The 22001-nt window shown below is 59.1% G+C and carries 25 protein-coding genes and 1 other RNA gene; 15 read left to right on the forward strand and 11 right to left on the reverse strand.

The window, feature by feature from the left end; genetic code table 11:
• The first annotated feature begins 5 nt into the window (after positions 1-5).
• From GTP46_RS18695 to GTP46_RS18730, 8 genes are all read left to right on the forward strand, one after another.
• On the forward strand, positions 6-200 hold the full coding sequence (locus tag GTP46_RS18695) for a YqaE/Pmp3 family membrane protein (RefSeq protein WP_161008143.1): 195 nt from the start codon (positions 6-8) through the stop codon (positions 198-200).
• A gap of 133 nt (positions 201-333) precedes the next feature.
• Entirely contained in the window at positions 334-540 is a 207-nt protein-coding gene (locus tag GTP46_RS18700; protein WP_161008144.1) for a hypothetical protein, read from the forward strand.
• Between the two features lie 288 nt (positions 541-828).
• Entirely contained in the window at positions 829-1338 is a 510-nt protein-coding gene (gene yidD / locus GTP46_RS30390) for a membrane protein insertion efficiency factor YidD (protein WP_161008145.1), read from the forward strand.
• Positions 1339-2157: 819 nt separating this feature from the next.
• A complete protein-coding gene (locus GTP46_RS18710; RefSeq protein WP_161008146.1) occupies positions 2158-2460 on the forward strand; it encodes a hypothetical protein in 303 nt (100 codons plus the stop codon).
• Between the two features lie 26 nt (positions 2461-2486).
• Complete coding sequence (locus GTP46_RS18715) at positions 2487-2780, forward strand: DUF7684 family protein (protein WP_161008147.1); 294 nt, start codon at positions 2487-2489, stop codon at positions 2778-2780.
• Positions 2781-2826: 46 nt separating this feature from the next.
• Positions 2827-3153 carry a hypothetical protein gene (locus GTP46_RS18720; protein ID WP_161008148.1) on the forward strand — a complete coding sequence of 109 codons (327 nt, stop codon included), beginning with the start codon at positions 2827-2829 and terminating at the stop codon, positions 3151-3153.
• 271 nt (positions 3154-3424) lie between these two features.
• On the forward strand, positions 3425-3991 hold the full coding sequence (locus GTP46_RS18725) for a hypothetical protein (protein ID WP_161008149.1): 567 nt from the start codon (positions 3425-3427) through the stop codon (positions 3989-3991).
• 75 nt (positions 3992-4066) lie between these two features.
• On the forward strand, positions 4067-4834 hold the full coding sequence (locus GTP46_RS18730) for an enhanced serine sensitivity protein SseB C-terminal domain-containing protein (RefSeq protein ID WP_202414343.1): 768 nt from the start codon (positions 4067-4069) through the stop codon (positions 4832-4834).
• 71 nt (positions 4835-4905) lie between these two features.
• On the opposite strand, the gene GTP46_RS18735 is transcribed toward GTP46_RS18730, so the two are convergent.
• From GTP46_RS18735 to GTP46_RS18745, 3 genes are all read right to left on the reverse strand, one after another.
• Entirely contained in the window at positions 4906-6099 is a 1194-nt protein-coding gene (locus tag GTP46_RS18735) for a tyrosine-type recombinase/integrase (RefSeq protein WP_161008150.1), read from the reverse strand.
• Positions 6100-6396: 297 nt separating this feature from the next.
• Positions 6397-6756: a transfer-messenger RNA gene (ssrA, locus tag GTP46_RS18740) on the reverse strand.
• Between the two features lie 167 nt (positions 6757-6923).
• On the reverse strand, positions 6924-7295 hold the full coding sequence (locus tag GTP46_RS18745; protein WP_161008151.1) for a hypothetical protein: 372 nt from the start codon (positions 7293-7295) through the stop codon (positions 6924-6926).
• A gap of 170 nt (positions 7296-7465) precedes the next feature.
• Here GTP46_RS18745 and GTP46_RS18750 point away from each other — a divergent pair, with 170 nt between their 5' ends.
• Genes GTP46_RS18750 through GTP46_RS18760 form a run of 3 tightly spaced genes read left to right on the forward strand, consistent with a single transcriptional unit; the run spans position 7466 to position 8790 of the window.
• Positions 7466-8110: a TetR/AcrR family transcriptional regulator gene (locus GTP46_RS18750; protein ID WP_161008152.1), complete on the forward strand. Its 645-nt coding sequence runs from the start codon at positions 7466-7468 to the stop codon at positions 8108-8110.
• Positions 8111-8148: 38 nt separating this feature from the next.
• On the forward strand, positions 8149-8448 hold the full coding sequence (locus GTP46_RS18755; protein WP_161008153.1) for an antibiotic biosynthesis monooxygenase family protein: 300 nt from the start codon (positions 8149-8151) through the stop codon (positions 8446-8448).
• A 39-nt stretch (positions 8449-8487) separates the two neighbouring features.
• On the forward strand, positions 8488-8790 hold the full coding sequence (locus GTP46_RS18760) for a hypothetical protein (RefSeq protein WP_161008154.1): 303 nt from the start codon (positions 8488-8490) through the stop codon (positions 8788-8790).
• A 5-nt stretch (positions 8791-8795) separates the two neighbouring features.
• Here GTP46_RS18760 and GTP46_RS18765 read toward each other — a convergent pair whose 3' ends face one another.
• The 4 genes from GTP46_RS18765 to GTP46_RS18780 form a co-directional block, all read right to left on the reverse strand.
• A complete protein-coding gene (locus GTP46_RS18765; protein ID WP_161008155.1) occupies positions 8796-11099 on the reverse strand; it encodes a putative bifunctional diguanylate cyclase/phosphodiesterase in 2304 nt (767 codons plus the stop codon).
• Positions 11096-12292, reverse strand: coding sequence for a nicotinate phosphoribosyltransferase (gene pncB, locus GTP46_RS18770; protein WP_161008156.1), 1197 nt, complete (start codon positions 12290-12292; stop codon positions 11096-11098). Before pncB ends, GTP46_RS18765 begins: the two co-directional genes overlap by 4 nt.
• Positions 12289-13176: a cysteine hydrolase family protein gene (locus GTP46_RS18775; protein ID WP_161008157.1), complete on the reverse strand. Its 888-nt coding sequence runs from the start codon at positions 13174-13176 to the stop codon at positions 12289-12291. The genes pncB and GTP46_RS18775 overlap by 4 nt, the downstream gene beginning before the upstream one ends.
• A 111-nt stretch (positions 13177-13287) precedes the next feature.
• The gene (locus tag GTP46_RS18780; protein WP_161008158.1) at positions 13288-13899 is read right to left on the reverse strand and encodes an FMN-dependent NADH-azoreductase; all 612 of its coding nucleotides are present in this window, start codon (positions 13897-13899) and stop codon (positions 13288-13290) included.
• A 101-nt stretch (positions 13900-14000) separates the two neighbouring features.
• On the opposite strand from GTP46_RS18780, the gene GTP46_RS18785 reads away from it, so the two are divergent.
• Positions 14001-15065: a LysR family transcriptional regulator gene (locus GTP46_RS18785; RefSeq protein ID WP_161008159.1), complete on the forward strand. Its 1065-nt coding sequence runs from the start codon at positions 14001-14003 to the stop codon at positions 15063-15065.
• On the opposite strand, the gene GTP46_RS18790 is transcribed toward GTP46_RS18785, so the two are convergent.
• Positions 15062-15994: a DnaJ C-terminal domain-containing protein gene (locus GTP46_RS18790; RefSeq protein WP_161008160.1), complete on the reverse strand. Its 933-nt coding sequence runs from the start codon at positions 15992-15994 to the stop codon at positions 15062-15064. The genes GTP46_RS18785 and GTP46_RS18790 overlap by 4 nt on opposite strands.
• Positions 15995-16007: 13 nt before the next feature.
• Complete coding sequence (locus GTP46_RS18795; protein ID WP_161008161.1) at positions 16008-16325, reverse strand: beta/gamma crystallin-related protein; 318 nt, start codon at positions 16323-16325, stop codon at positions 16008-16010.
• Positions 16326-16418: 93 nt separating this feature from the next.
• On the opposite strand from GTP46_RS18795, the gene GTP46_RS18800 reads away from it, so the two are divergent.
• Both GTP46_RS18800 and GTP46_RS18805 read left to right on the forward strand, forming a co-directional pair.
• On the forward strand, positions 16419-17795 hold the full coding sequence (locus GTP46_RS18800) for an MATE family efflux transporter (protein WP_161008162.1): 1377 nt from the start codon (positions 16419-16421) through the stop codon (positions 17793-17795).
• Between the two features lie 73 nt (positions 17796-17868).
• A complete protein-coding gene (locus GTP46_RS18805) occupies positions 17869-20076 on the forward strand; it encodes a S9 family peptidase (RefSeq protein ID WP_161008163.1) in 2208 nt (735 codons plus the stop codon).
• 50 nt (positions 20077-20126) lie between these two features.
• Here GTP46_RS18805 and GTP46_RS18810 read toward each other — a convergent pair whose 3' ends face one another.
• Together GTP46_RS18810 and GTP46_RS18815 are read right to left on the reverse strand one after the other, a co-directional pair.
• Positions 20127-20318, reverse strand: a complete 192-nt coding sequence (locus GTP46_RS18810) for a CsbD family protein (protein WP_161008164.1) — start codon at positions 20316-20318, stop codon at positions 20127-20129.
• A 42-nt stretch (positions 20319-20360) separates the two neighbouring features.
• On the reverse strand, positions 20361-21005 hold the full coding sequence (locus GTP46_RS18815; protein WP_161008165.1) for a class I SAM-dependent methyltransferase: 645 nt from the start codon (positions 21003-21005) through the stop codon (positions 20361-20363).
• A 117-nt stretch (positions 21006-21122) separates the two neighbouring features.
• Here GTP46_RS18815 and GTP46_RS18820 point away from each other — a divergent pair, with 117 nt between their 5' ends.
• A complete protein-coding gene (locus GTP46_RS18820; protein ID WP_161008166.1) occupies positions 21123-21950 on the forward strand; it encodes an HDOD domain-containing protein in 828 nt (275 codons plus the stop codon).
• Positions 21951-22001 lie beyond the last annotated feature (51 nt).

A 22001-nucleotide genomic window follows, 5' to 3' on the forward strand; every position in this document is an offset into this window, starting at 1 on the left:
GCACTATGCGTTTACTGCTTGCTCTCGTCCTTCCCTGGCTCAGTTTCTTCACTATCGGCCGTCCGTTTGCCGGCATCGTCTGCTTGCTGCTTCAGCTAACTGTCATCGGTTGGATTCCCGCAGCCATATGGGCAGTTTACTCCCTGTCGCAGTTCAAAACCGACCAAAAAATCGAACGTGCGCTTCAACAGCGGCGCTAAGCCCAGGTCATAAGGCCAATATGAACTCTAAAGAGGATGGCTCCTACTTCCCCTTTAGGTCTGCTTCGGCCTCGCAGCGACAAACCGTGAACCCTGCTTCGGCAGCGTCCGGCCAATAGCAGACTAGGAAAGCATGGAACAGTTTGAAACAGTTGAAATGGCGAGCGGAGGGTTGGCTTTAGTGCTTGAGCCACACGCTGCCTGGGAGGAATTTCCAATTCTTTCAAAGATGTGGATATCGAGATTGGATGCTCACCCGACAACTAAGCCGGTCATGACGTGTGATGAATGCTTGGTTGACGTCGAAGTCAACGGGGGGGCGGTTTTGGATTACATATGACGATTTTCAATGCAGCATCCAACTGGAGCCCAAGAACCCGAAGGACAACCACATTGTCATTAGACTTCGCGAGGAATTTCACGCAGCTCGTTAGCTGTGCGCAATCGGCCAGTAGCCGCCGGTCAGACGAGTGTAAAAAATGAGTTTTTTGTTGAAAACTTTGAATCCAATGAAGTCTTTGCGATTCTGGTCACTAATGCTAGAGACGTATATTCGGCAATTGACAGCCTGCGCTTCCGCCCGTACGACTCCTTAAAGAACTTGGTGATTTTGTAGTATAAGGAGCAAATGAAAGCACTGGCCCTTACCGCAATTAAGTTCTATCAACGGAACATTTCGCCACATAAAGGCTTTTGCTGCGCTTACGCCGCTTACACGAGCGACGCTAGCTGTTCGGAGCTCGGCTATCGCGCAATCCGGCGCTTTGGGGTTTGGGATGGACTTTTCGTTCTGGACCGTCGGCTTGCGCGATGCGGAATGGCGAATCGAATTGCAAAGGGTTCGCGGTCGATGGGGATGCGGATGCAACGGCAATCTGGCTATATCGACTGTGGTGGTTGCGATACCGGTGGTTGCCATGCCTCTGGTTGCGATACTCCACTCGGCGGTTCCAATTGGTCGTGCCACGAATTCTTGAAAATCCTGGACGGCTGCTCCGGATGCAGCTGCGATTGGCCTGCTCGCGGCGGCGCGGCCTCTAGCTATCGCGAGGGTACTCCAGACAACGAGGAAGCCGTCAGGCGGCGTAGCCGACTCCTGCGCGAGGCGAATACCCCCACCGATCCGCCGGCGTCGTAGTTAATTACCGTTAGAAAATGTCCCGACGGCGCGGCGCTGGCCTGGCGTGGAAATTGGTGAGTTTTGCAGATGAGCAAGCTGTTATCCTAACCGGCCTGTGGCGTGTTCGGCCAAAAGCTGTCCTTCAAGAAAGATATGAGCACACTTACTTCAACCGGATGGATTCTCCTAGCGCTCGCTGTGGTGACGCTTGCCCTAGACGCAATCGCCGTGCGAAAGGTATTGGCCTCGCCATTTTACGAGCCCACGCAACGGTGGGCACAAGCAGCTCTTATCTTGCTTGTGCCAATATTCGGTGCTTACCTAACCTGGTACTTAGCACGTGAGCACGTCCCACTCTTCCAATCGCCGCCAGTTGACCACGTTAAGGATATTGATCCTACCTGCGGCGATATTGATTATCATGGATGAAATTACCGAGACGGCATACGGCCAAAAGCTGCCATCCGAAATCTGATCAGGTAAATTGACCCAATGAGTTTGGAAGAACATCAGTTCCGCAGAGAGATTTCCCCTGCCACACGAGACGAACTTGAACAGCTGATTTCCGACGGCTACTGGATTCACAAGGAGTGGAGTAACGGCATCGAGCTAAGAAAAGGTAAGAAATTTCGGAGCTGGGTCCTGTTCTTGCAGGTGTTTTGTCCAGTATTGTTATTTCCAGGGTTCATGCGCAGTGTTGTCGATAACCTTTGCGGCTATCGATACCGTCTGATAGTGACTATCGATGTCGGTGAACCGAAAATTATAATGGTCTGACACCGGCCAGTTCCGAACCGTCAGCAATCTATGCAATAAATCTTAAAGACATAAACCTGAATGCAGCTCTCTGATGCGATTTTCCTAACTAGGCAAATGCCTGAAGGTGCGGTTGTCTGCGCACGCGCCCCGTTCGTCCGAGAGAGCGAAGCGATCATCACAACGCTCACACCAGCCTATGGAATTCCTGATGAGGCGAAATTACAAGGTTTTACATACTTTCTCGAGGCTTCTGGAATAGACGAATTGCTGGAAATGATTTCTCGAAAACAAGCATCCCAGGAGACCAAAGTAGAGTTTGTGTGCCACTATGCGAGCCATGATGCTTATCCATCCTGGTTTTACGAATTGGCAGACTTTTAACGGCCAAATGCGGACGCTTTGAAAATATGGCTTACTCTGGAAAAATTGTTTTGTTTTCGAAATCCGGATATCGTTCCGAGCAGGACGATGGGTTTCTACGCGAATTGCTTCAGGACCGTATTGAGCTCTTTTGTGTACTCGGCCAAGACGCCGATAAATGGGAGGATGCTCTGGACTGGATTTGCGTTGGCACGGATGGGAGTGGACAGCATCTCATCATCACTACCTGCCATCGGAACGAATCGCTAGAAGAGGTGGTCGCGTTCGCGCAAATGTTTGAAACCGGCCACGAGCATACGGTTCAAGTTGTCGAGCGATAATGCTGCAACCGGCCAAGAACAGACATTGATAGGAAATGCGCTCCACATGCAAACTTTGAATGGATGGGTAGCGAACTGCATAGCAGGCGGAGCCGTATTGGGCGGACTCCCGCTGTTAGCAGCGCTAGTTTCATTTATGCAATTGATGGAGGCACGGAATGCCGGACATCCTTATAGTGGAGATGCGATCGGTTTAGCGATAATGTCGATCGTAGCTTTCGGAATTGCTGTGGTTAGTCTTCTAATTGGAACTGCGTATTTTTCATATAAGCGCACGCGGCATCAGCAAAATCCTAAACGTTGGCACATGATGGCATTGATCTGGGTTACGGTTGAGGTTGTAGGTTCTTTTTTATACTTCGTTTTTTTCTGAATCCGATCGTTATCGGCCAGGAGCTGCCATTTGTCGAAAATGCCATCTTTTTTGTCTTGTTCAACGTAAAAAATTGTTATGAAAATCTGCGCCACGAACAAATCGGCTTCATTGACCGGACTTTATGTGGGCCTACTTGGGCTGATAGTCGGTCCGGGCGTGGATACTGGAGGTTCTTTGTGGCTCGTGGTTGCCGCGATTGCATTCGCCATGCCTGCTTATTTTTTCGTTTTCGGCGTCCGTCGTGTTGATATGGTGGGGCTATGGATGCTTGAACCTGCGCTTCTTAAACGCCTTGCTCTATGCGGCGGCGCCGTGGTACCTGTCTGTACACTCGCGCAAATTGGCTTTATTGTTTGGCAAGGCCGTTTGCCCTAGCAAACTGGTTACTGGTATGCACATCCACAACACTTACGTTTTCGGTGCAGTTATCGTAAGTACGGACGGCCAAGTTCGGCCGGAAACTGCCGCTCGGACAGAAATAGAGGATTCTATGTTTCGCTTCGCTGCCTTCGACTCAAAACCTGTCGTTCAGGGAGCGATTAAAGGCACTTGTTATGCTGCAGTTGGTTTGCTAGGCTGTGGTTTAATTTCACTAATGTTAATTCTATTCGATATCCTCATCGGCGTACCGGCTGGAGGAGGTGGACTTGCTCTAATGATCCCTTTCGGCATCGGTCCAATAGTATTGCTAGCTGGAGCACCTTGGAGTTTTATTGCGATGAAGATGCATAGCCCATTGTTTATCCTTACAGTGATCGTGGGAGGTGCTCTACTAAACGGAGCATTTATAGGCGCGATGTGGAGAATATGCAAAAGCCTACTTCGAGGCAAATAGATCTTGGCGGCAACCGGCAATAACAGACACAAAAATTTTTAAGAAATCATATGGTAGATATGCAAGAAAATTCACTTGAGGTGGCTCTCCGTTTGGCAGCAGATACTCCTAGTCATCGGCCAGTTTTATAGTATTTTGCTCGAATCATCAGTTTACATCCTCAGCCCACAGGATGAATTTTCTAATGGAGTACAAAAGCTGGAGGCTGGCGAAAAAATATCGATTCAAAATTGGGTGAATAGTGATGATTCCCCTTTCATTCCTTTTTTCACTTCGCTGAATACTTTGCAAAAAGCTATAGAAACAGAGAGCTCCTTTATGGAGCTGCCGGCAAGGGCTTTGTTTGAAATGACCAAGGGAGCGTCGTTCTTTTTAAATCCAAAATCGCCTTATGGAAAGGAATTCTTTCCGAATGAAATTGAGGCGTTACTTTCCAATGGCGTCAATCGCCTGCCAGAGAAGCGAATAACGACTGAAGAGACAAAGGTTCTACTTGGGCAACCAGAAAAATATCCCTCTCAGATGACGGACTCTTTGGCTGCGTTGTTTTCCAAACGAAGCAACGTAAAGGCTGCCTATTTGGCACTAATGCATAATCCTTCGCAAGACGAAAAGCCGCACCTTTTAATTGGTATCGAAGCCGAGCAAAATATTGAGAAAATTATTCGAGAGGCTGGTGTGGTTGCTGGAGATACCGCACCCGGCGGAGAGCCAGTTGATCTCGTTCGTATCGAACGCCATGACCAAGGACTGAGTCAATATTTTATTCAACAGGTAAAACCGTTCTACAAACGGAATTGGAGCGGAGCGGTTAAATCTGCGTTTGGGTTGGATCGAATATGAAAGCATTTGCCGACCGGCAGCAATGGGGCGGGAACAGCGGTCGCCAAATTTTAAACTCATCGTAGCAAACATTATTCTCCCAACTGATCGTTTTTTAGCTGATCGAGATAATCTGACCATTTTTGCATCATTTTTTTACGTTCTGGTAAGTGTGCGGTACGGTTATATGCTCTGCCGTTAGGATCCCTGACCGCGTGCGCCAGTTGGTGTTCGATCAGGTCTGGCCGGACGCCAAGGACTTCATCCAAGATCGTGCGGGCCATAGCACGGAAACCATGCCCGCTCATCTCCTCTTTTTGAATACCCATGCGGCGCATTGCGGCCAAAATCGCGTTATCGCTCATCGGACGGTCACTGCTTCGAGCGCTGGGAAAAACGTACAGCCCATCGCCCGTCAATGATTCGACTTCTCGCAGGATGGCGAGCGCCTGCACCGACAACGGAACAATGTGTTCAGTATCTGTCTTTGAAACATGAAACCGCCACTCTGCTCCAGTCAGGTCAAAGTCGCACCATCTGGCGGTACGTAGTTCGCCCGGCCGCACAAAAACCATGGGGGCTAACTTTAACGCGCATGAGACCACCAACGAACCTTCATAGCCATCCAAAGTGCGCAGCAATCCGGCTACTCTGGCAGGTTCAGTCAGCGCTGAGAAATGCGTCCCGCGCACCGGCGGCAAAGCCCCCCTCAAATCTCCCGTAGGATCGCGATAGGCGCGTCCAGTGGCCACGGCATAGCGGAACACCTGTCCGCAGTTGCCGACCGCTCTATGGGCCGTTTCAAGCGCTCCACGCTGCTCTATTCGCCGGGCGATGGATAGCACCTCTGGAGCGGTGACGTCGGCTATCGGAAGCTCGCCAATCCACGGAAACACGTCCCGCTCCAGCCGACGCAGAATTCGGTCACTATGGTGGTCTGCCCAGATGGGCGCATACTTCGCATGCCATTCCCTTGCAACAAACTCGAAACTACCCGCAGCCTCTGCTTGCCTGGCAGTTTTTTGTGCTTTCCTATGCAGACCCGGATCAATGCCATACGCTAGCATCCGTCGCGCCTCGTCACGCCTCTCTCTGGCGTCTTTCAGTCCGATATCAGCGTAGACGCCGAGAGAAAGCAATTTTTCCTTGTCAGCAAACCGATACTTGAAGCGCCACCATTTGCCACCGTTCGGCGTGACGATGAGAAAAAGCCCACGCTCGTCGTACAGCTTGTACGGCCTGTCCGCCGCCTTGGCATTCTTGATTTTTACGTCGGTGAGTGGCATGGGGTACCTCCATTGACGCATTGGAGTTACCCATCCCATCGAAAGTTCCAGCGCAGACTTGATGCACCTCACATTGACTGAGTGCCCTCGAAAGTGCGGGATGTGAGGACACTGCGGGGGCAGCGGCGGCAATTGGGGTAACGACTTGCCGCTTGCAGCAACTACCCTTTGAAGTTACCCCACTTCGTAGTTGGATGGCGGCGGACGTTCATGCACCATGCTGGACGGGCTCTCATAGTAAAAAACCCGCTCGGAGGCGGGTTTTTTGTACTACTGAGCTTGCTTAAAACGTATAAGTGGTGGAGCCGGCGGGAATCGAACCCGCGTCCGCAAGCACTCTACAGACAGTTCTACATACTTAGCACTATCATTTAATTTAACCGGCACGGCACGGATGTGCACGTTACGTACCAGCGATTCACCTTAGATTTAGCGCTGCTTCAAGTGACCCGTCACAGCGCGATTCCCTGTAAATGACTCCATGACTTTTAAAGGTCCGCCCCAGGGAAGAAGCGTTTAGGAGCTAACAGCCCTTAGGCTGCCAGTGCGTACGAGTTATCGTTTGCAGTTATTGATTTCTGGGTGTATTTACGAGGTAACCAGGCCTCGGTATGCCCTGCTCTGCTTTGCAACCCACGTCGAAACCAGGTCGGCCCCACAGACTTACTATTTTACCGTAGTTTGCAATTACCCGCCATCCACGTCAAATGCCCGTAACAATCGGCCGTTATGATGGCAGCAGTTCTCACATGGAACGACTAATTAGCCCCTACGGGCGGCTACTACCGGCGCCGGCGGTCGGGAAATATACCGGCACCAATTCCTTACCAGTGGCCTGTTTTGACAAGCAAGCTGGCCATCCCCAGCAACGTGGCAGCGATCAGGCTCACCAGCCAGCGGAACTGCACGTCACTGCGGTCTGCACTCCGCCTGCTTTCGGCAAACAACGCATCAAAGCGCCCAGTAGTCTCCCGCGCCAGCGCTTCGATACGTGCCGTGGTTTCCCTGCGCAACTCGTCAATTTGGGCTTCAACCAGCCGCGTGTTTTCAATCGCCTCCTTGTGCGAGTCGGCGATGCGGGCGTTGCCTTCGTCGAATCGGGCGCCCATGTCCTGCCTGAGCAGGTCGATTGCAGTATCCATCTCCTCATCCTCCGCAGCACGATTGCCATTGTCAAGCTGAGCCAATGCGTTCATGGTCGCTTCCTCGGTCATACCGACGAGCTTAGGACGGGAATTTTGGCCGATTCTGATCTGAGGCAAAGGTGTGCTGTTGTTGCGCCGCAGCACACGATCGTAGTTTTGTGAACGTGATACCAACACTGCATTAAAATGGCAGTGTTATCCCTCCAGCGCCCGACACCGCCATGCCCGATGCCGCCGTCCTAGCTGTCCCCGGCCCGAAGAAACGCGGGCGTCCCCAGAAAGGGGAAGGCGGCGGCTTGCGCGCCGAACTGATCGAGAAGTCCGCCCTGTTGTTCCGCACCAAGGGCTATGACAACACCACCGTGCGCGATATCGCCGCCGCCGCCGGGATCCAGGCCGGCAGTTGGTTCTACCATTTCAAGACCAAGCAGGACATCCTGGCCGCCATCATGGAGCAAGGCTTGCAGCGCGCGCTGGCCGAGATCGAGGCCATCGCCGTGCAGCCGCTGGCGCCCAGCGCCCGGCTGCACCGGCTGGTCGAGACCCACCTGCACACCCTGCTCGCGCCCGACCACCATTTCATTGCCGTGCTGCTGTATGAATGGCGCTCGCTGGACCAGGCCTCGCGCACGCGCCTGGTGGCGCTCAAGGACCGCTACGAGGCGGTCTGGGACGAGGCTATCGCCGCACTGCACCATTCCGGCGCCTGGGGCCTGCCCTCGGAATTCGACCGCCTGCTGGTGTTCGGCGCGCTCAACTGGACGGTGCAGTGGTACAAGCCGGGCAGCGGCGCCGATGTGCCGGAGCTGGCGCAACAGGCCATGCGTTTCATCCTGCGCACGGTGCCGCCAGTTGAGGCACAATAGAGCATTCGCGCTATTGTCCCAACCAGCCAGGAATTGCCATGATTTACGAAGTCGCCGAGTTGTACATCAAGCCCACCGAGCATGACGCCTTCCAGGCCGCCGTCGCCCAGGCCGTACCGATTTTCAAGGCTGCCGCCGGCTGCCTGTCGATGCGCCTTGACCGCGATATCGAAGTGCCGGACACTTACCATCTGGTGATCGGCTGGCAGACGCTGGAACATCACACGGTCGATTTTCGCGGCAGTGCCGGCTTCCAGGACTGGCGCGGGCTAGTCGGCAGCCACTTCGCGCAGCCGCCCAAGGTAGAGCATTTCACAACCGTGGTGGCCGGCTTCTAAGCCCCCATCGCGCACCATGTGTCTCAGCAGGAGGCCATCATGACCCGCACCATCCATCGCAATTTCGAGCAGCTGACCGACGCCGAGAGCGCCCGCAGCGCCTTGCTGTCCAGCGGTTTTCCGCAGTCCAGCGTCAAGCTGACCAAGCACACCACGCTGCCGCCCAGCGTGGCCACCAGCACGGTCGGCAATTTGCTCGACTCGCTCACGCCGGGCGGACCGGCGGCTGCGGCGGCCGCGCGCCAACGCAGCGGCGCCATGCTGACCGTGGATATCTACGATGACGACGACCGCGACAAGGCCGATACCATCATGGGTGGCTACGGCGCACGCGAAGCCTGAAATACTTAAGCTAGCGCCGCCGCGCCCTTGCCGGCCGCACAATCTGTGCCGTTGCTGAACTGGCGTACCATCCAGGCGCCGGCGTCGGCCACGGCCAGTGGCCGCGCATAGAAATAGCCCTGCAAGGCGTGACAGCCAGCGTCACGCGCGGCATTCGCTTGCTCCAGCGTTTCAATGCCCTCGGCCACCACCTGCAAGTCCAGCGCTGACGCCAGCCGGCAGATTGCCGTCACGACTGCCACCGCATCCGGCGCCGGCAGCGGCGAGATCAGGCCGCGGTCGATTTTCAAAGTGCTCAGCGGCAACTCGCGCAGCATGCTGAGCGAGGAGAAGCCGGTGCCGAAATCATCCATCGCCACTTCAATGCCAAGGTTGCGCAGTTGCTGCAGCTGGGTCTGGGTGTCGGCAAGGTTTTCCACCGCCGCGCTTTCGGTGATTTCCAGCGTCAGGCATTGCGGCGGAATGCCGGTCTCACGCAGCACCCGCTCCACCAACTGCGGGAAGCCCTGGTTCAGCAACTGCATCGGCGAGACATTGACCGCCACCGGCACGCACGCACCCAGTTCCAGCCGCCACGCGGCGATCTGGCGACAGGCGCGCTCCAGCAGCATGGCGCCCAGTTCCGAGATCAAACCAGTGCGCTCGGCAATCACGATGAAGTCCACCGGGCTGACCAGCCCGACGCCGGGCCGCTGCCAGCGCGCCAGCGCCTCCAGTCCCAGCAAACGGCCGCTGGCGGCGTCGATCTTGGGCTGGTAGTCGAGATACAGCTCGTGGTTACGGATGCCCTTGCGCAGCGCCTGTTCGTTTTCCAGCGCGCTGCTGGACATTTGCTCAAAGTGCCGCTCGGCCAGCGCCAGCGACGTACCGGGGATGCGCTTGGCCTGGTACATGGCGGCGTTGGCCGCGCGCAGCAGCGCTTCGGCGTTGCCGGCGTGTTCGGGGAACAGCGCCATGCCCATCGAGGCGTCGATCACGTAATCGCCGCCGGCCAGCTTGATCGGCCGCGCGCACGCCGCCTGCAAGCGCGCCGCGATGTCGCGCGCCATCTCGCCAGCGCCATCCGGATCGACGATGGCAAATTCATCGCCGCCCAGCCGCATCAGCTCAGCACGCGTGCCCAGCACCTGGTGCAACTGGGCAGCGAAAGCTTTCAGCACCTGGTCGCCGGCCACGTGACCTTGGCTTTGGTTGAACAATTTGAAGCGGTCGATATTCAGCACCACCAGCGTGCAGTGCAGCGAGCCGTCGGCGCGGAAACAGTGTTCTTTCAGGCGCTGCAGCAGCACGGTGCGGTTCGGCAGGCCGGTCAGCTTGTCGTGCGTGGCCTGGTACAGCAGCTCGCGCGCGGCGGCGTTGCGCTCAGTGTCGTCGGTGATCAGGATTTGCGTGGCCGGCTGGCCGTCCCACTCCACCCGCCACGCTTCGAAGCGCAGCTCCAGTTCGCGGCCACCAGCCACCGCCCGCCGCCCTTCCCAGTTGGCGAGGTCGCTGTCGCCGCGCTGCAGCTGGCTGTGATAACGCTGCAGCAGCTCATCGCTGAAGGCTTCCGCCGGCAAGTCAGCAAACTGCACGTAGTTGCCAAGGCCGAGCGGCATGCCGTAGATCTGCCGCACTGCCGGATTCGCGTACAGGATGCGCGCGCCGTCGGTCACCACCACGCCCTGCACCGAGTGCTCGGTCAGCAGCTGGAAGCGCGAGGCCAGCTTGCCCGCTTCGCGCAGCGCGCCATCCAGCGCCGACAGCACGAACACCACGCCTATCATGGCGCGCAACACGGTGGCGATGATGATGTTGGGCGCCAGGCCCTGCTCGCCGTAGGCTACCACCAGCAGCTGGTTCAGGCCGAGCGCCATCAGCAGCGGACCGGCCAGCCGCACGGCGGCGCCGGTGCGCCACAGCCAGTGCGTGGCCAGCGTGCCGACCGTCACCAGTACACTCATATTGAACAGCGACCAGTACAGCAGCTTGCCGTGGTCGGGCGGCAGCAGCAAGGCCGCCAGCGCCAGCGCGATCACCAAAGCGACGGCGCCGCGCGGCAGGCTGCGGCCCGACAGCTGCATGGCGCCGGAAGCGAGAAACAGCAGGTTGGGAATCGCGCCCACCACCACCACCGGCAAGCCCAACGACTGCCACGGCGCCGGCGCTTCGGTGTACAGCAGGTAGCCCAGCGGCAGCAGCGCAGCAAACAGGGTCGAGCAGCCCATGTCGCGCGCGAAGGTTTGGGCGCGGTGGCGCTGCCACACCAGCAGCAGCATCACGCCGACCACCACATACACGCCGCCGTTCAGCAGGAACAGCGCCTTCATGCGGCCGCTGGATGATTGAACACCTGGCGCAGATAGGCCAGGAAAGTCTCGTCCTTGCACACGGTCTTGCCCGGCGCATCGGACAGCTTGGCCACCGACTGGCCGTTGCAGCACACCAGCTTCATCACGATGTTGAGCGGCGCCAGCCCGACGTCGTTGGTCAGGTGGGTGCCGATACCGAAACCGGTCATGATGCGGTCGTTGAAATGGCGGTATAGCGCGATGGCGCTATCGAGATTCAGGCCGTCCGAGAACACCAGCCGCTTGGTCTTGGGATCGATGCGCAGCGCGGCGTAGTGCGCGAGGGCTTTTTCGCCCCACACCACCGGATCGCCGGAGTCATGGCGCAGGCCGTCGAACAGCTTGGCGAAATACAGATCGAAGTCGTCGAGGAAGGCGTCCATACCCACCACGTCAGTCAGGGCCACGCCGAGGTCACCGCGATATTCCTGCACCCACGCTTCCAGCGAGGCTTTCTGGAAATCGCGCAAGCGCACGCCGAAAGCCTGGAACGATTGCATATACTCATGTGCCATGGTGCCGATCGGGATCAGGCCGAACTGCATGGCTTGGTAGACATTGGAGGTGCCCTTGAAATACTCGGGCACTTCGCGCGCCAGGCGCTGCACCACTTCATCGTGCCAAGCGGCCGAGTAGCGGCGGCGCGTGCCGAAGTCGGATAGCTCGAACGGAAAACGGCGCGGTGCTTCGGCACTGAAGGCTTTCAGTGCGGCGATCTTGGCGCTGAGGCGCGCGCGGCCTTCGGTCAGCGCAGCCTCGGCATCGAAGCGGCGGAAATACAACTCGTTGACGATGTACAGCACATAGATTTCAAAACCCATCACGTGCACTTGCGGGCCGGCGGCGCGGATGGTCAGCGTGTCGCCGTCGGTAGCGACGTCGATGAATTTGCGCTGGAAGCGGAACACCGTGAGGAAGTCGACGAAGTCGCTCTTCATGTAGCGCAGCGAGCGCAGATAACTGAGTTCGTCGTCGCGGAAGCTCATCGAACACAGGTGGTCCAGTTCGCGTTCCACTTCTTCACGCAGGTCGGCCAGCGGAAACTGCGGCGTATTGCGGCACACGAATTCGTACTCGGTATGCGAGTTCGGATGGCCATGCAGCAGCGCCTGCCACATGGTGAATTTGTACAGGTCCGTCTCCAGCAGGCTACGGACGATGGGCTGCTTCATGCGCTCTCCGCAGCGTTGTCCAGCAACTCCGGCAGCACTTGTTCGCTACTGCGCAACTGCACGCCGCGCGCCTGCATGGCGCTCAGGAAGGCTTGGTACTGCGCATCAAAACCGGTGACCGGGCTGATGCAGTCGGTCAGCAGCACCAGCTTGCGCAACGCGTCGGCGCCGTATTCCTGTTCGAAGTAATCGGCGATGTGTTCGACCGTGGCCTTCACACAATGGCTGCCGGCCTCGCCGGCCACGTAGATGCGGTCGGCCTCGGCCAAGGTGCGCACGAATTTGGTGTTGAACTGGGTGTCGGGATCGTCGGCGTACGGCACTTCGGCCTGCACTGCCGAGTAGTGCTCGGTCCACGGATTGGAACCCTTGGCCAGCTTGGCGACGATGCCCAGCGAAGCTTCTTCCCAATGGCCGTAAGCGGCGTGTACATCGGCGTGGACGTTGTTGCCCCAGCTGCCGATTTCGCAGTGCACCGGCCATACCATCAGCTTGTAGCGGCCGGCCGCTTCCAGCTGGTCGAGATAGTTCAGCGCCAGCGGCAAGGCGGCGGGATGGCGCGGCGTGTACTTCTGCGCGCGGACCTCGGCGGCAGTGATTTCAGTGAACGGATTGACTGGCGCGCCATCGGCGGCGATCCAGAAGATGGGGTGGGCAATGTCGAAACGGTGATGCGAATCGAGCGTGACGCTCATGGCGCTGAGGCCGGCGCGGCCGCGATTGATCAGGGCCGCCAGGCGCTGCATGTCCTGATGTGCGCCCGGTACTGGCAAGGCCGGCGCAAGTGGCTGGCGGGTGACCGGGTCAAGCGGGCGGTAATTCTCTGGCAGGTCGCAAAAATCGTTCTGCGGGTCTATCATCAAGAGATGCAGATTCCGTTTCATGGAGGCTCCATTGCTGTAAGCCTCCATGATACCGCAGAGCGTCATTCCCGCGAATGCGGGAATCCATGCTAAGTACGCATTCTATGGACTCCCGCCTACGCGGGAGCGACGTCAGGCAGCAAGCGCTTCGATCTGGGCACGGCCCTTGGCGATGGCTTCTGCTACAGCGGCTTCACCCATGGCTACGCCTTCAGCGACCACGAAGGTAACGTCGGTCAGGCCGAGGAAGCCCAGCACCGAACGCAGGTAGGTGGTGGTGTGGTCGTAAGCAGCTGCTGGGCCGCTGCTGTAGGCGCCACCAGTAGCAACGAACACGATCACTTTTTTGCCGTGTACCAGGCCTTCAGGGCCGTTGGCGCCGTATTTGAAGGTGCGGCCAGCGCGGGCTACGTGGTCGATCCAGGCTTTCAGGCCGGAAGTCACGCCGAAGTTGTACATTGGTGCGCCGATCACGATGGTGTCAGCAGCCAGCAGTTCGTCCACCAGGGTGTCCGAGGTTTTGATGGTGAAGGCTTGCTCGGCGTTGCGCTGCTCGGCCGGGGTGAAGTAAGCGCCCAGCATTTGTTCGGTCAGATGCGGTACCGGGCTGGTGGCCAGGTCGCGGGTGACCACGGTGGTCGACGCGTCAGCTGCTTTCAGCTTGGCGATGAATTCGCTGCCCAGTTGGCGGGTCAGGGAGCCGGTGCTGCGCACGCTGCTGTCGATGTGGAGTACGTTTGCCATGATGCTTGGTCCTTTCGGTGAGGGAATGGAATCATCATAAAACGTTTATAATATCGATGAAATACTGTAAATTTAAATCCTACTTATCGATAAAATCGATCATGAGAGATCCCGGCCTCCCCTCCCTCGACCAGTTGCGCGTGTTTATTGCCGTCATAGACCACGGCGGTTTCGCCCATGCCGCGCGCGCCCTGCACCGTACCCAGTCGGTGATCAGCTACACCATCGCCAACCTGGAAGAACAGCTCAATGTCGAGCTGCTCGACCGCAGCAAGCGCAAACCCACCCTGACCGAGGCCGGCAAGGCGTTGCTGGCCGACGCCCGCGCCGTCTCGCTCAAGGTAGACGGCATGCGCGCCCGCGCCAAGGCGCTGTCGGCCGGGCTGGAAGCCGAGGTGTCGCTGGTGGTCGATGTGATGTATTCGACCTGCAAGCTGGTGCGCATACTGCACGCCTTCCAAAAGGAATTCCCGACCGTCTCCATGCGCCTGCGCACCGAGGCGCTGGGTGCGGTGACCCAGTTGGTGGCCGACGGCACTTGCCGCATCGGCATCAGCGGCTGGATGCCGGGCACGCCGGACGTGATCGAGCGCCAGGCGTGCGGCTTCGTGACCATGGTGCCGGTGGTGGCACCCGGCCATGCGCTGGCGCAGATCGAGGGCATCGTACCGACCGCCGTGCTGCGCGAACACACCCAGCTGGTGCTGACCGACCGCAGCACGCTGACGCAGGGACAGGATTTCGGCGTGCTGGCCCTGCGTGACTGGCGCTTGGGCGACCTCAGCTCCAAGCACGCGCTGCTACGCAACGGCATCGGCTGGGGCAATATGCCGCAGGAGTTTGTGCAGTGGGATCTGGATGCGGGCCGGCTGGTGCAGTTGCAAATCGCCGAGGGCAGCGCCTTCAGCTTCCCGCTGTACGTGATACGGCGCGGCGACGAAGAGCCAGGGCCGGCCACGCGCTGGCTGATGCAGCAATTCCTCGACGCCGGTCAGCAGGCCAATGCCAGCGGCACAGAAGGTGCGGACGGCGAGCACTGCCAGCCGCCGCACGGCTACCCGGCGCTGCAAGAACATCCGCCCAGCGCACGCCGCCCGAAACCGCCACAGCCTGACGCACCGGCCGGCGTGGCTGTGGCCGCGCCGATTTCGCTACGCCCGACTTAAGTTCCGGCGCGCGGGTTGAACGCCATCTCGCGCGCCATGGTCTGGTACAGCTCGCGATTGCGCTCGCTGTTTGCCGGCGGCAGCACCACTTCCAGCAGCAGGTATAAATCGCCCGCCTCCTTGCCAGGAATGCCGCGCCCGCGCAGGCGCAGCTTGCGCCCACTCTGCGAACCTTGCGGCACCGTCACATGCACCTTACCTGATGGCGTAGTCACCTCGATCTCGCCGCCCAGCGCCAGCTCCCACGGCGTCACCGGCACCGTCTGGTAGACGTCGCGGCCTTCGAGCCGGTAGCGCGACTGCAGGTTGAACTGGATTTCCAGATACAAATCGCCCGGCCCGCCAGCGCCCGGCTGCCCCTGCCCCGCCAAGCGCAGCTGCTGGCCCGCCGTCACGCCGGCCGGGATGCTGACGCTGAGATTGCGCTCGCGCGTGACGATGCGGTCTTGCGCATCGCGCTCGGCCAGCATCACACTGACGGTGCGGGTGGCGCCATGGTAGGCGTCGGCCACGTCGATGACGATGCTAGCGTGGCTATGCTCGCCACGGCGCGGAGGTTGCGGGCGACGACGGCTGGTGCCACCAAGATTGGCAAACAAGTCGGCAAAGAAATCGCTGCCCGCTGCATCGCCGCCGCGAAAACCGCCGGCGCCACCGCCAAAGCCATGCCCCCAGTCCGGCGGCGGACGGAATTGCTGGCCGGCCCGGTACTGATGGCCGCGCCCCAGCTCGTCGTAGGCTGCGCGCTTCTCGGCGTCGCCCAGCACGCTGTAGGCTTCGTTGATCTCCTGGGTCTTTTGCTGCGCGTCGGCCTCCTTGCTGAGGTCCGGATGGTATTTGCGCACCAGCTTGCGGTACGCCTTCTTGATGTCCTCGTCGCTGGCCGTCTTGGCCACGCCGAGCGTCTGGTAGTAATCCTTGTATTCCACGCTGGCACACTCCTTACTTGGCTTTTTTCGGCTCCACTTCGCGTACCGATGAAATCATATTATCAAAGCCTTTCAGTTGCACGTACTCGCCCTCCTTGAGCAGCATGCACTTGCCCTTGTAGTGCTTTTCCGCGCACACTTCCCAGCTACCCTTGTGCACCACCACGCTGGAGGTCTTGTCGTTGAAGCCTTGCAGGTCGAGGTCGGGCGCCGCTTCATGCAGGGTGATGGCCGGGCCGCCCAGATGCTCGCGCGTGTACAGCGTGATGTCGCCAGCCAACGCAGTGGCGCAAGCGGTGCTGAGCGCAGCGGCGGCGAGAATTTTGTGCATGGCGCATCTCCGAAAGGCTGAGCCAGCATCATAACGCGCAAAACTGTTGGCAACGCAGTAAAATTGTACGTTTATGTAACGCTCGCCCTTCACATGCCGCATACTTTTACCCTGCCGAACGTCCGGCGCGAAATCGCTTCCCTGTGGCAGCTGGCCTGGCCGGTGCTGATCGGCCAGTTGGCCAATGTCGGCATGGCCGTGGCCGACGTTGCCATGACCGGCCACAGCAGCGCCGACGAACTGGCGGCAGTGGCGCTGGGCGCCTCGGTGTGGGGCATCATCCTGGTGACAGTGACCGGCATCATGATGGCGGTGAACAGCATCGTCGCCCACGATGTCGGCGCCGGCGCGCTGGACAAGGTGCCGCACACGGTGCGCCAGGCTTTGTGGGCCAGCGTCGGCGTGGGCGTGGCGGCGGCGGTGCTGGCCAATTTGGCGACGCTGGTGTTCGACTACCTGCACCTGACGCCGCACGTGCAGGCACAAGCCTCGCTGTTCGTCCACATCATCAGCATCGGCCTGCTGCCGCTGGCTGCCTACCGCGCCCTGTACGGCTACAGCGCCAGCATCAACCAGACCAAACCGGTGATGGTGATCGCCCTGCTGGGACTGCTGTTCAATGTGATCGTCAACTGGCTGCTGATCTTCGGCCACTTCGGTTTGCCCAAGCTGGGCGGCGTCGGCTGCGCGGTCGCCACCGGCTTGTGCATGTGGCTGATGCTGGGCGCGATGCTGCTGTGGATCCGTTACGCGCCAGCCTACCGCGCCACCTATCCATTCACGCATTGGGAGTGGCCGCACTGGCCGGAAATCCGCACCACCCTGCGCCTCGGCCTGCCAATCGGCGTCACCTATTTTGCCGAAGTCAGCGCGTTTGGCGCGGTCAGCCTGCTGGTGGCACGCTACGGTGTGGTGGAAGTGTCGGCGCACCAGATTGCGCTCAACTTCAGTTCATTGACTTTCATGGTGCCGCTGAGCTTTGGCATTGCCCTGATCACCCGCGTCGGCCAGGCCATGGGCGAAGGCGATGCGGTGCGCGCGCGCTTTGTGTCGTGGGTCGGCGTCGGCATGTCGCTGGCGTTTGGCGCGCTATCGGCGCTGCTGATGGTGCTGCTGCGGCACCAGATTGCTGCCGCCTACACCTCGGACATCGCAGTGCAAACGCTGTGCGCCTACCTGCTGCTGTTTGCCGCCCTGTTCCAATTATTCGATGCGACGCAGGTCGCAGCATCGAGTGCCATCCGCGGCTACAAGGTAACGCGCGCGCCGATGCAGATCCAGCTGCTGGCCTTCTGGGGCTTCGCGCTGCCACTGGGCTGCTGGCTGGGACTGGGCCACGACATGGCGGCGGCCGGTTTCTGGATCGGCCTCACCATCGGCCTGACCGTGGCGGCGGTGCTGCTCAGCTGGGCGTTGCAGCGGCTGGCGCAGCAGCGCGTGGCCGAAGGAAAAACGGTTTTGGGACGCTGATTCCCAATCTTGTCGTCTCGCCACAGGCGATGCGCTCTGGTATCGTCTCGGCTTCTGCCAATAAGAGACCACTATGCGCTTCATACTTTGCTTCCTCGCCCTGCTGGCCGGCGTGCCCGCCTCCGCCGAACAATTGACGCTCGACCGCATCCACAGCGATCCATCGCTGAGCGGTCCCGGCATGCGCAGCGTGAAAGTGTCGCCCGACGGCGCCCGCGTCACCTTCCTGCGCGGCCGCGACGACAACCAGTTCCAGCTCGACCTGTGGGAATACAACCTCAAGGACAAGAGCCAGCACCGCCTGGTCGATTCCCAGCACCTGGTACCGGAAGAAAAACTGTCTGACGCGGAAAAAGCCCGCCGCGAACGCGAACGCACTGCCAGCCTCAAAGGCATCCTTAGCTACAGCTGGTCGCCGGACGGCAAGCGCCTGCTGGTGCCGATCGCCGGCAACCTGTATTTGATCGACGTGGCCAAGCCGGATGCGGCGCGCATGGTCGCTTCGGGCAATGTCACCGATCCGCAGATTTCGCCGCAAGGCCGCTATCTGTCCTTCGTGCGCGACCAGAACCTGTACGTCATCGACCTCAACACCGGCAAGGAAAAGCAGCTGACCACGGACGGCAAAGGCGCCATCCACAACGGCGAGCCTGAGTTCATCGCGCAGGAAGAAATGGGCCAGACCACCGGCTACTACTGGGCGCCGGACGATAGCGCCATCGCCTTCAAGCGTTTCGACGAATCGCCAGTGCCGATCGCGCGCCGCTTTGAAATCTATGCCGACCGCACCGATGTGATCGAACAGCGCTACCCTGCTGCCGGCGATCCGAACGTGCTGATCGAACTGAAGATCGTTTCGCCGGAAAGCGGCGCAATCCGCGACGTTGACCTTGGCGCCAACAAAGACATCTACCTGGTGCGCGCCGACTGGAGCGCCAGCAGCAAAGCGCTGCTGTTCCAGCGCCAGAGCCGCGATCAGAAGACGCTGGAACTGGTGTCGGTCGATGCCGCCACGCTGGCGCAAAAAGTGCTGGTCACTGAAACCTCGAAGACCTGGGTCAGCACCTCGCGCGACCTGCGCTTCCTGGCCAATAACAAGGGCTTCATCTGGTCGTCCGAGCGCAGCGGCCGCAACCACCTGTACCTGTACGACATGAACGGCAAGCTGTTGCACCCAATCTCGCAAGGCGAATGGGGCGTGGAGCAGCTGCTGGCAGTGGATGAAAAAACCGGCCGCGTGTTCATCGATTCCAACCGCGATGCGGTCATCGACAACCAGACCTACGCGCTCAAGATCGATGGCAGCAGCGCCGACAAGCCAGTGCGCCTGACGCAAGGCGATGGCTGGCACAACGCCGCCTTCGCGCGCAGCGGCGACGTATTTGTCGACACCTTCTCGAATCCGGACACGCCACCGCAAGTGAGCATCCGCCGCGCCGACGGCGCCATGATCGAATGGCTGGACCACAACCAACTGAACGCCAGCCACCCATACGGCAAGTATCTCAACGCCCACCTGAAAACCGAGTACGGCACGCTGAAAGCCAAAGATGGCCAGACTCTGTACTACTCGATGATCAAACCGGCCAACTTCAACCCGGCCAAGAAATATCCGGTGTTCCTGTTCACCTACGGCGGTCCGCACTCGCAGCACGTGCAGCGCAAGTGGGGCTACTTCTTTGACCAGTACATGGCGCAGCAAGGCTTCATCGTCTGGCGTCTGGATAACCGTGGTTCGGGCCGCCGCGAGCGCGCCTTCACCGATGCCAACTACCACCAGCTGGGCCGCGTGGAAGTGGAAGACCAGCTGACCGGCGTTGAGTGGCTGGGCCAGCAAAGCTACGTGGACGCCAAGCGCGTCGGCGTGTTCGGCTGGAGCTATGGCGGCTTCATGACCTTGCGCCTGCTGGCGGAAGCGTCGGACAAGATCGCGATGGGCGTGTCGGTGGCGCCAGTGACTGACTGGTCGCTGTACGACACCCACTACACCGAGCAGTTCATGGGCACGCCAAAAGAGAACGCGGCTGGCTATGAATATAGCGGCGTGTACTCGCATCTGGATGGTTTGAAATCGCCACTGCTGCTGGTGCATGGCATGGCGGATGACAACGTACTGTTCACCAATACCACGCGCATGATCGATGCGCTGGTGAAGCGTAACGTGCAGTTTGAGCTGATGACCTACCCGGGCGGCAAACATGGCCTGTCGGGCCGTCCATCACAGCGTCACGTATATGGCAAGATTGAGGCCTTCTTCAAGAAGAACTTGAAGCCTGAGTAAAACGAAAAAGCCGCTGGTAACAGCGGCTTTTTTTTGAGGCGATGGCAAGATTAGTTGCGATTGCCTTTGGCAATATCCTTGACAGCTTCTTTAGCGTCGCCAAAGCCCTTCTGCAGTTTGCCTTCAGCCTGTTTGTTCAGGCCTTTGGCTTGCTGCTCCGAGCTGCCTACCAGCTTGCCAGCTTCTTCCTGGATTTTGCCGCCAACTTCTTTGACTTTACCTTTGACTTGATCCTTGTTCATGATGATCTCCAAGTTGAGTAAGGAAGCCCAACTATAGTCCGTTCATGCCTGAGCTTCTGTGCGCTCGCGTACGCAGCGCCAAACACTGGCCAGCCAAGGCTGCTGGTCACGCGGCAAACCGGCCGGCCGATAATAGTGGTGGACGGCGACAAAACCCGCAGCTACCAAGTAGCGCTCCCACGTTTCATAATCGTAGTAGCTGCCGTAGCGCGGGCCGTTCCAGCCCTCGCGGTTATCGCCGCGCGGGTTGGAGCTGAACAGCACACCGCCGGTCTTCAACGCAGCGTGCAAGTCGCTTAGCACTTGCGGCAGCGCGGCGCTCGGCACGTGGAATAGCGAAGCGTTGGCATAGACGCCATCAAAATATTCAGCCGGCAAATCGAGCTCGACGAAATCCTGCTGCCACACCTCGCAGCCGCTGTAGGCGCGCGCCATCTCGACAAACTTCGCCGAACCATCGATGCCGATGGCTGCATGCCCCATCATCTTGAAAGCCTTCAAATCCCGCCCCGGCCCGCAGCCCAGGTCCAACAAGCGATGCGGCGCCGGCAACGTGATCGCCTCCAGCAAAGCCGCAATATTCTGGCTCACATCATGATCGATGGTGCCGGCAAAAAACTGCTCGGCATTGCGTTCATAGTGCTGCAGCGTGCGCTGCGTAATTTCGTCTATCTGTTTATCGTCCATACCGCTAGTGTACCGCGACACAGAAAAGCGACGAATCGCGAGTAAAACTCTTCTGTCATTCGAGGAATCGCTATATAGTTAGCCTATAGCAACGCGCTAATCACCAAGGAGATAAATATGAAACTTGATGCCCTGTTCCAGAATCCAACTGCGTTGCCCACCGCGCCCAAGGTCGTGGAAGAGCTGATCAGCAGTTTCGACAAGGCCAGCGTCTCGACCGAAGAGATCGCAAAAAAATTGTCGACGGATCCGGTGCTGAGCGCCAAGCTGCTGCGACTGGCCAACTCGGCCTACTACCATGTCTCGCGCAGCATTGGCACCGTCGAAGACGCCGTGCTGATGCTCGGCTTTGTCACCGTGCGTACGCTGGTGATCAGCTCCGGCCTGGTCAGCGGTTTCAAGACCGTGCCCGGCCTCGACCTCAAGCAATTCTGGCGCTACAGCCTGCACACTGCGGTGGCAGCCAAGTGGATCGCCAAGAAGACCAAGGAAAACACCGACCTCGCCTTCACCATCGGCATGATGCACGCCATCGGCCAGCTGGTGATCCATTCGGCCGCGCCGGAACAGGCGATGGCGCTGGATAAAGTGGCTGGTCCGCTGGATCCGCGCCGCCTCGACTCCGAGCAAGCGTCGCTGGGCTACACTTTTGCCGACGTCGGCGCCGAACTGGCCAAGCGCTGGAAATTCCCGCCTGCCTTCTCGGAAACCATTTCGGCCTTCCCGGAACCACACCACAACGGTGAGCTAAACCGCCTGGCCGCCGTGGTCGCACTGGCCGCATGGCGCGCGCGGGTGGCGTCGGCTGAGCTGAGCGACGAGGAAATCGCCGCCTGCTATCCGGTCGATCTGGCCGAAGAACTGGGCCTGGAAGACAACGCCCTGATCGACGACATGCCGCCACCGGACGAGTTGAGCGCTGGCCTGGAAGAGCTGGTGAAGTAAAAAATTAATTTTTAATCATCGAATCCGCCTGTTTTTACCGCAGGCGGATTT

The sequence above is a fragment of the Duganella flavida genome (genome assembly GCF_009857445.1).
Lineage (GTDB): Bacteria > Pseudomonadota > Gammaproteobacteria > Burkholderiales > Burkholderiaceae_D > Rugamonas > Rugamonas flavida.

Bases quoted from the DNA above. Each gene is read 5' to 3' on its own strand.
- pncB (WP_161008156.1), bottom strand. From the start codon at position 12,292: ATGAAGCAGCCCATCGTCCGTAGCCTGCTGGAGACGGACCTGTACAAA.
- GTP46_RS18755 (WP_161008153.1), top strand. From the start codon at position 8,149: ATGATTTACGAAGTCGCCGAGTTGTACATCAAGCCCACCGAGCATGAC.
- GTP46_RS18750 (WP_161008152.1), top strand. From the start codon at position 7,466: ATGCCCGATGCCGCCGTCCTAGCTGTCCCCGGCCCGAAGAAACGCGGG.
- GTP46_RS18720 (WP_161008148.1), top strand. From the start codon at position 2,827: ATGCAAACTTTGAATGGATGGGTAGCGAACTGCATAGCAGGCGGAGCC.
- GTP46_RS18795 (WP_161008161.1), bottom strand. From the start codon at position 16,325: ATGCACAAAATTCTCGCCGCCGCTGCGCTCAGCACCGCTTGCGCCACT.
- GTP46_RS18805 (WP_161008163.1), top strand. From the start codon at position 17,869: ATGCGCTTCATACTTTGCTTCCTCGCCCTGCTGGCCGGCGTGCCCGCC.
- GTP46_RS18800 (WP_161008162.1), top strand. From the start codon at position 16,419: ATGCCGCATACTTTTACCCTGCCGAACGTCCGGCGCGAAATCGCTTCC.
- GTP46_RS18785 (WP_161008159.1), top strand. From the start codon at position 14,001: ATGAGAGATCCCGGCCTCCCCTCCCTCGACCAGTTGCGCGTGTTTATT.
- GTP46_RS18745 (WP_161008151.1), bottom strand. From the start codon at position 7,295: ATGAACGCATTGGCTCAGCTTGACAATGGCAATCGTGCTGCGGAGGAT.
- GTP46_RS18760 (WP_161008154.1), top strand. From the start codon at position 8,488: ATGACCCGCACCATCCATCGCAATTTCGAGCAGCTGACCGACGCCGAG.
- GTP46_RS18700 (WP_161008144.1), top strand. From the start codon at position 334: ATGGAACAGTTTGAAACAGTTGAAATGGCGAGCGGAGGGTTGGCTTTA.
- GTP46_RS18765 (WP_161008155.1), bottom strand. From the start codon at position 11,099: ATGAAGGCGCTGTTCCTGCTGAACGGCGGCGTGTATGTGGTGGTCGGC.
- GTP46_RS18780 (WP_161008158.1), bottom strand. From the start codon at position 13,899: ATGGCAAACGTACTCCACATCGACAGCAGCGTGCGCAGCACCGGCTCC.
- GTP46_RS18775 (WP_161008157.1), bottom strand. From the start codon at position 13,176: ATGAAACGGAATCTGCATCTCTTGATGATAGACCCGCAGAACGATTTT.
- GTP46_RS18715 (WP_161008147.1), top strand. From the start codon at position 2,487: ATGGCTTACTCTGGAAAAATTGTTTTGTTTTCGAAATCCGGATATCGT.
- GTP46_RS18810 (WP_161008164.1), bottom strand. From the start codon at position 20,318: ATGAACAAGGATCAAGTCAAAGGTAAAGTCAAAGAAGTTGGCGGCAAA.
- GTP46_RS18820 (WP_161008166.1), top strand. From the start codon at position 21,123: ATGAAACTTGATGCCCTGTTCCAGAATCCAACTGCGTTGCCCACCGCG.
- GTP46_RS18815 (WP_161008165.1), bottom strand. From the start codon at position 21,005: ATGGACGATAAACAGATAGACGAAATTACGCAGCGCACGCTGCAGCAC.
- GTP46_RS18695 (WP_161008143.1), top strand. From the start codon at position 6: ATGCGTTTACTGCTTGCTCTCGTCCTTCCCTGGCTCAGTTTCTTCACT.
- yidD (WP_161008145.1), top strand. From the start codon at position 829: ATGAAAGCACTGGCCCTTACCGCAATTAAGTTCTATCAACGGAACATT.
- GTP46_RS18710 (WP_161008146.1), top strand. From the start codon at position 2,158: ATGCAGCTCTCTGATGCGATTTTCCTAACTAGGCAAATGCCTGAAGGT.
- GTP46_RS18735 (WP_161008150.1), bottom strand. From the start codon at position 6,099: ATGCCACTCACCGACGTAAAAATCAAGAATGCCAAGGCGGCGGACAGG.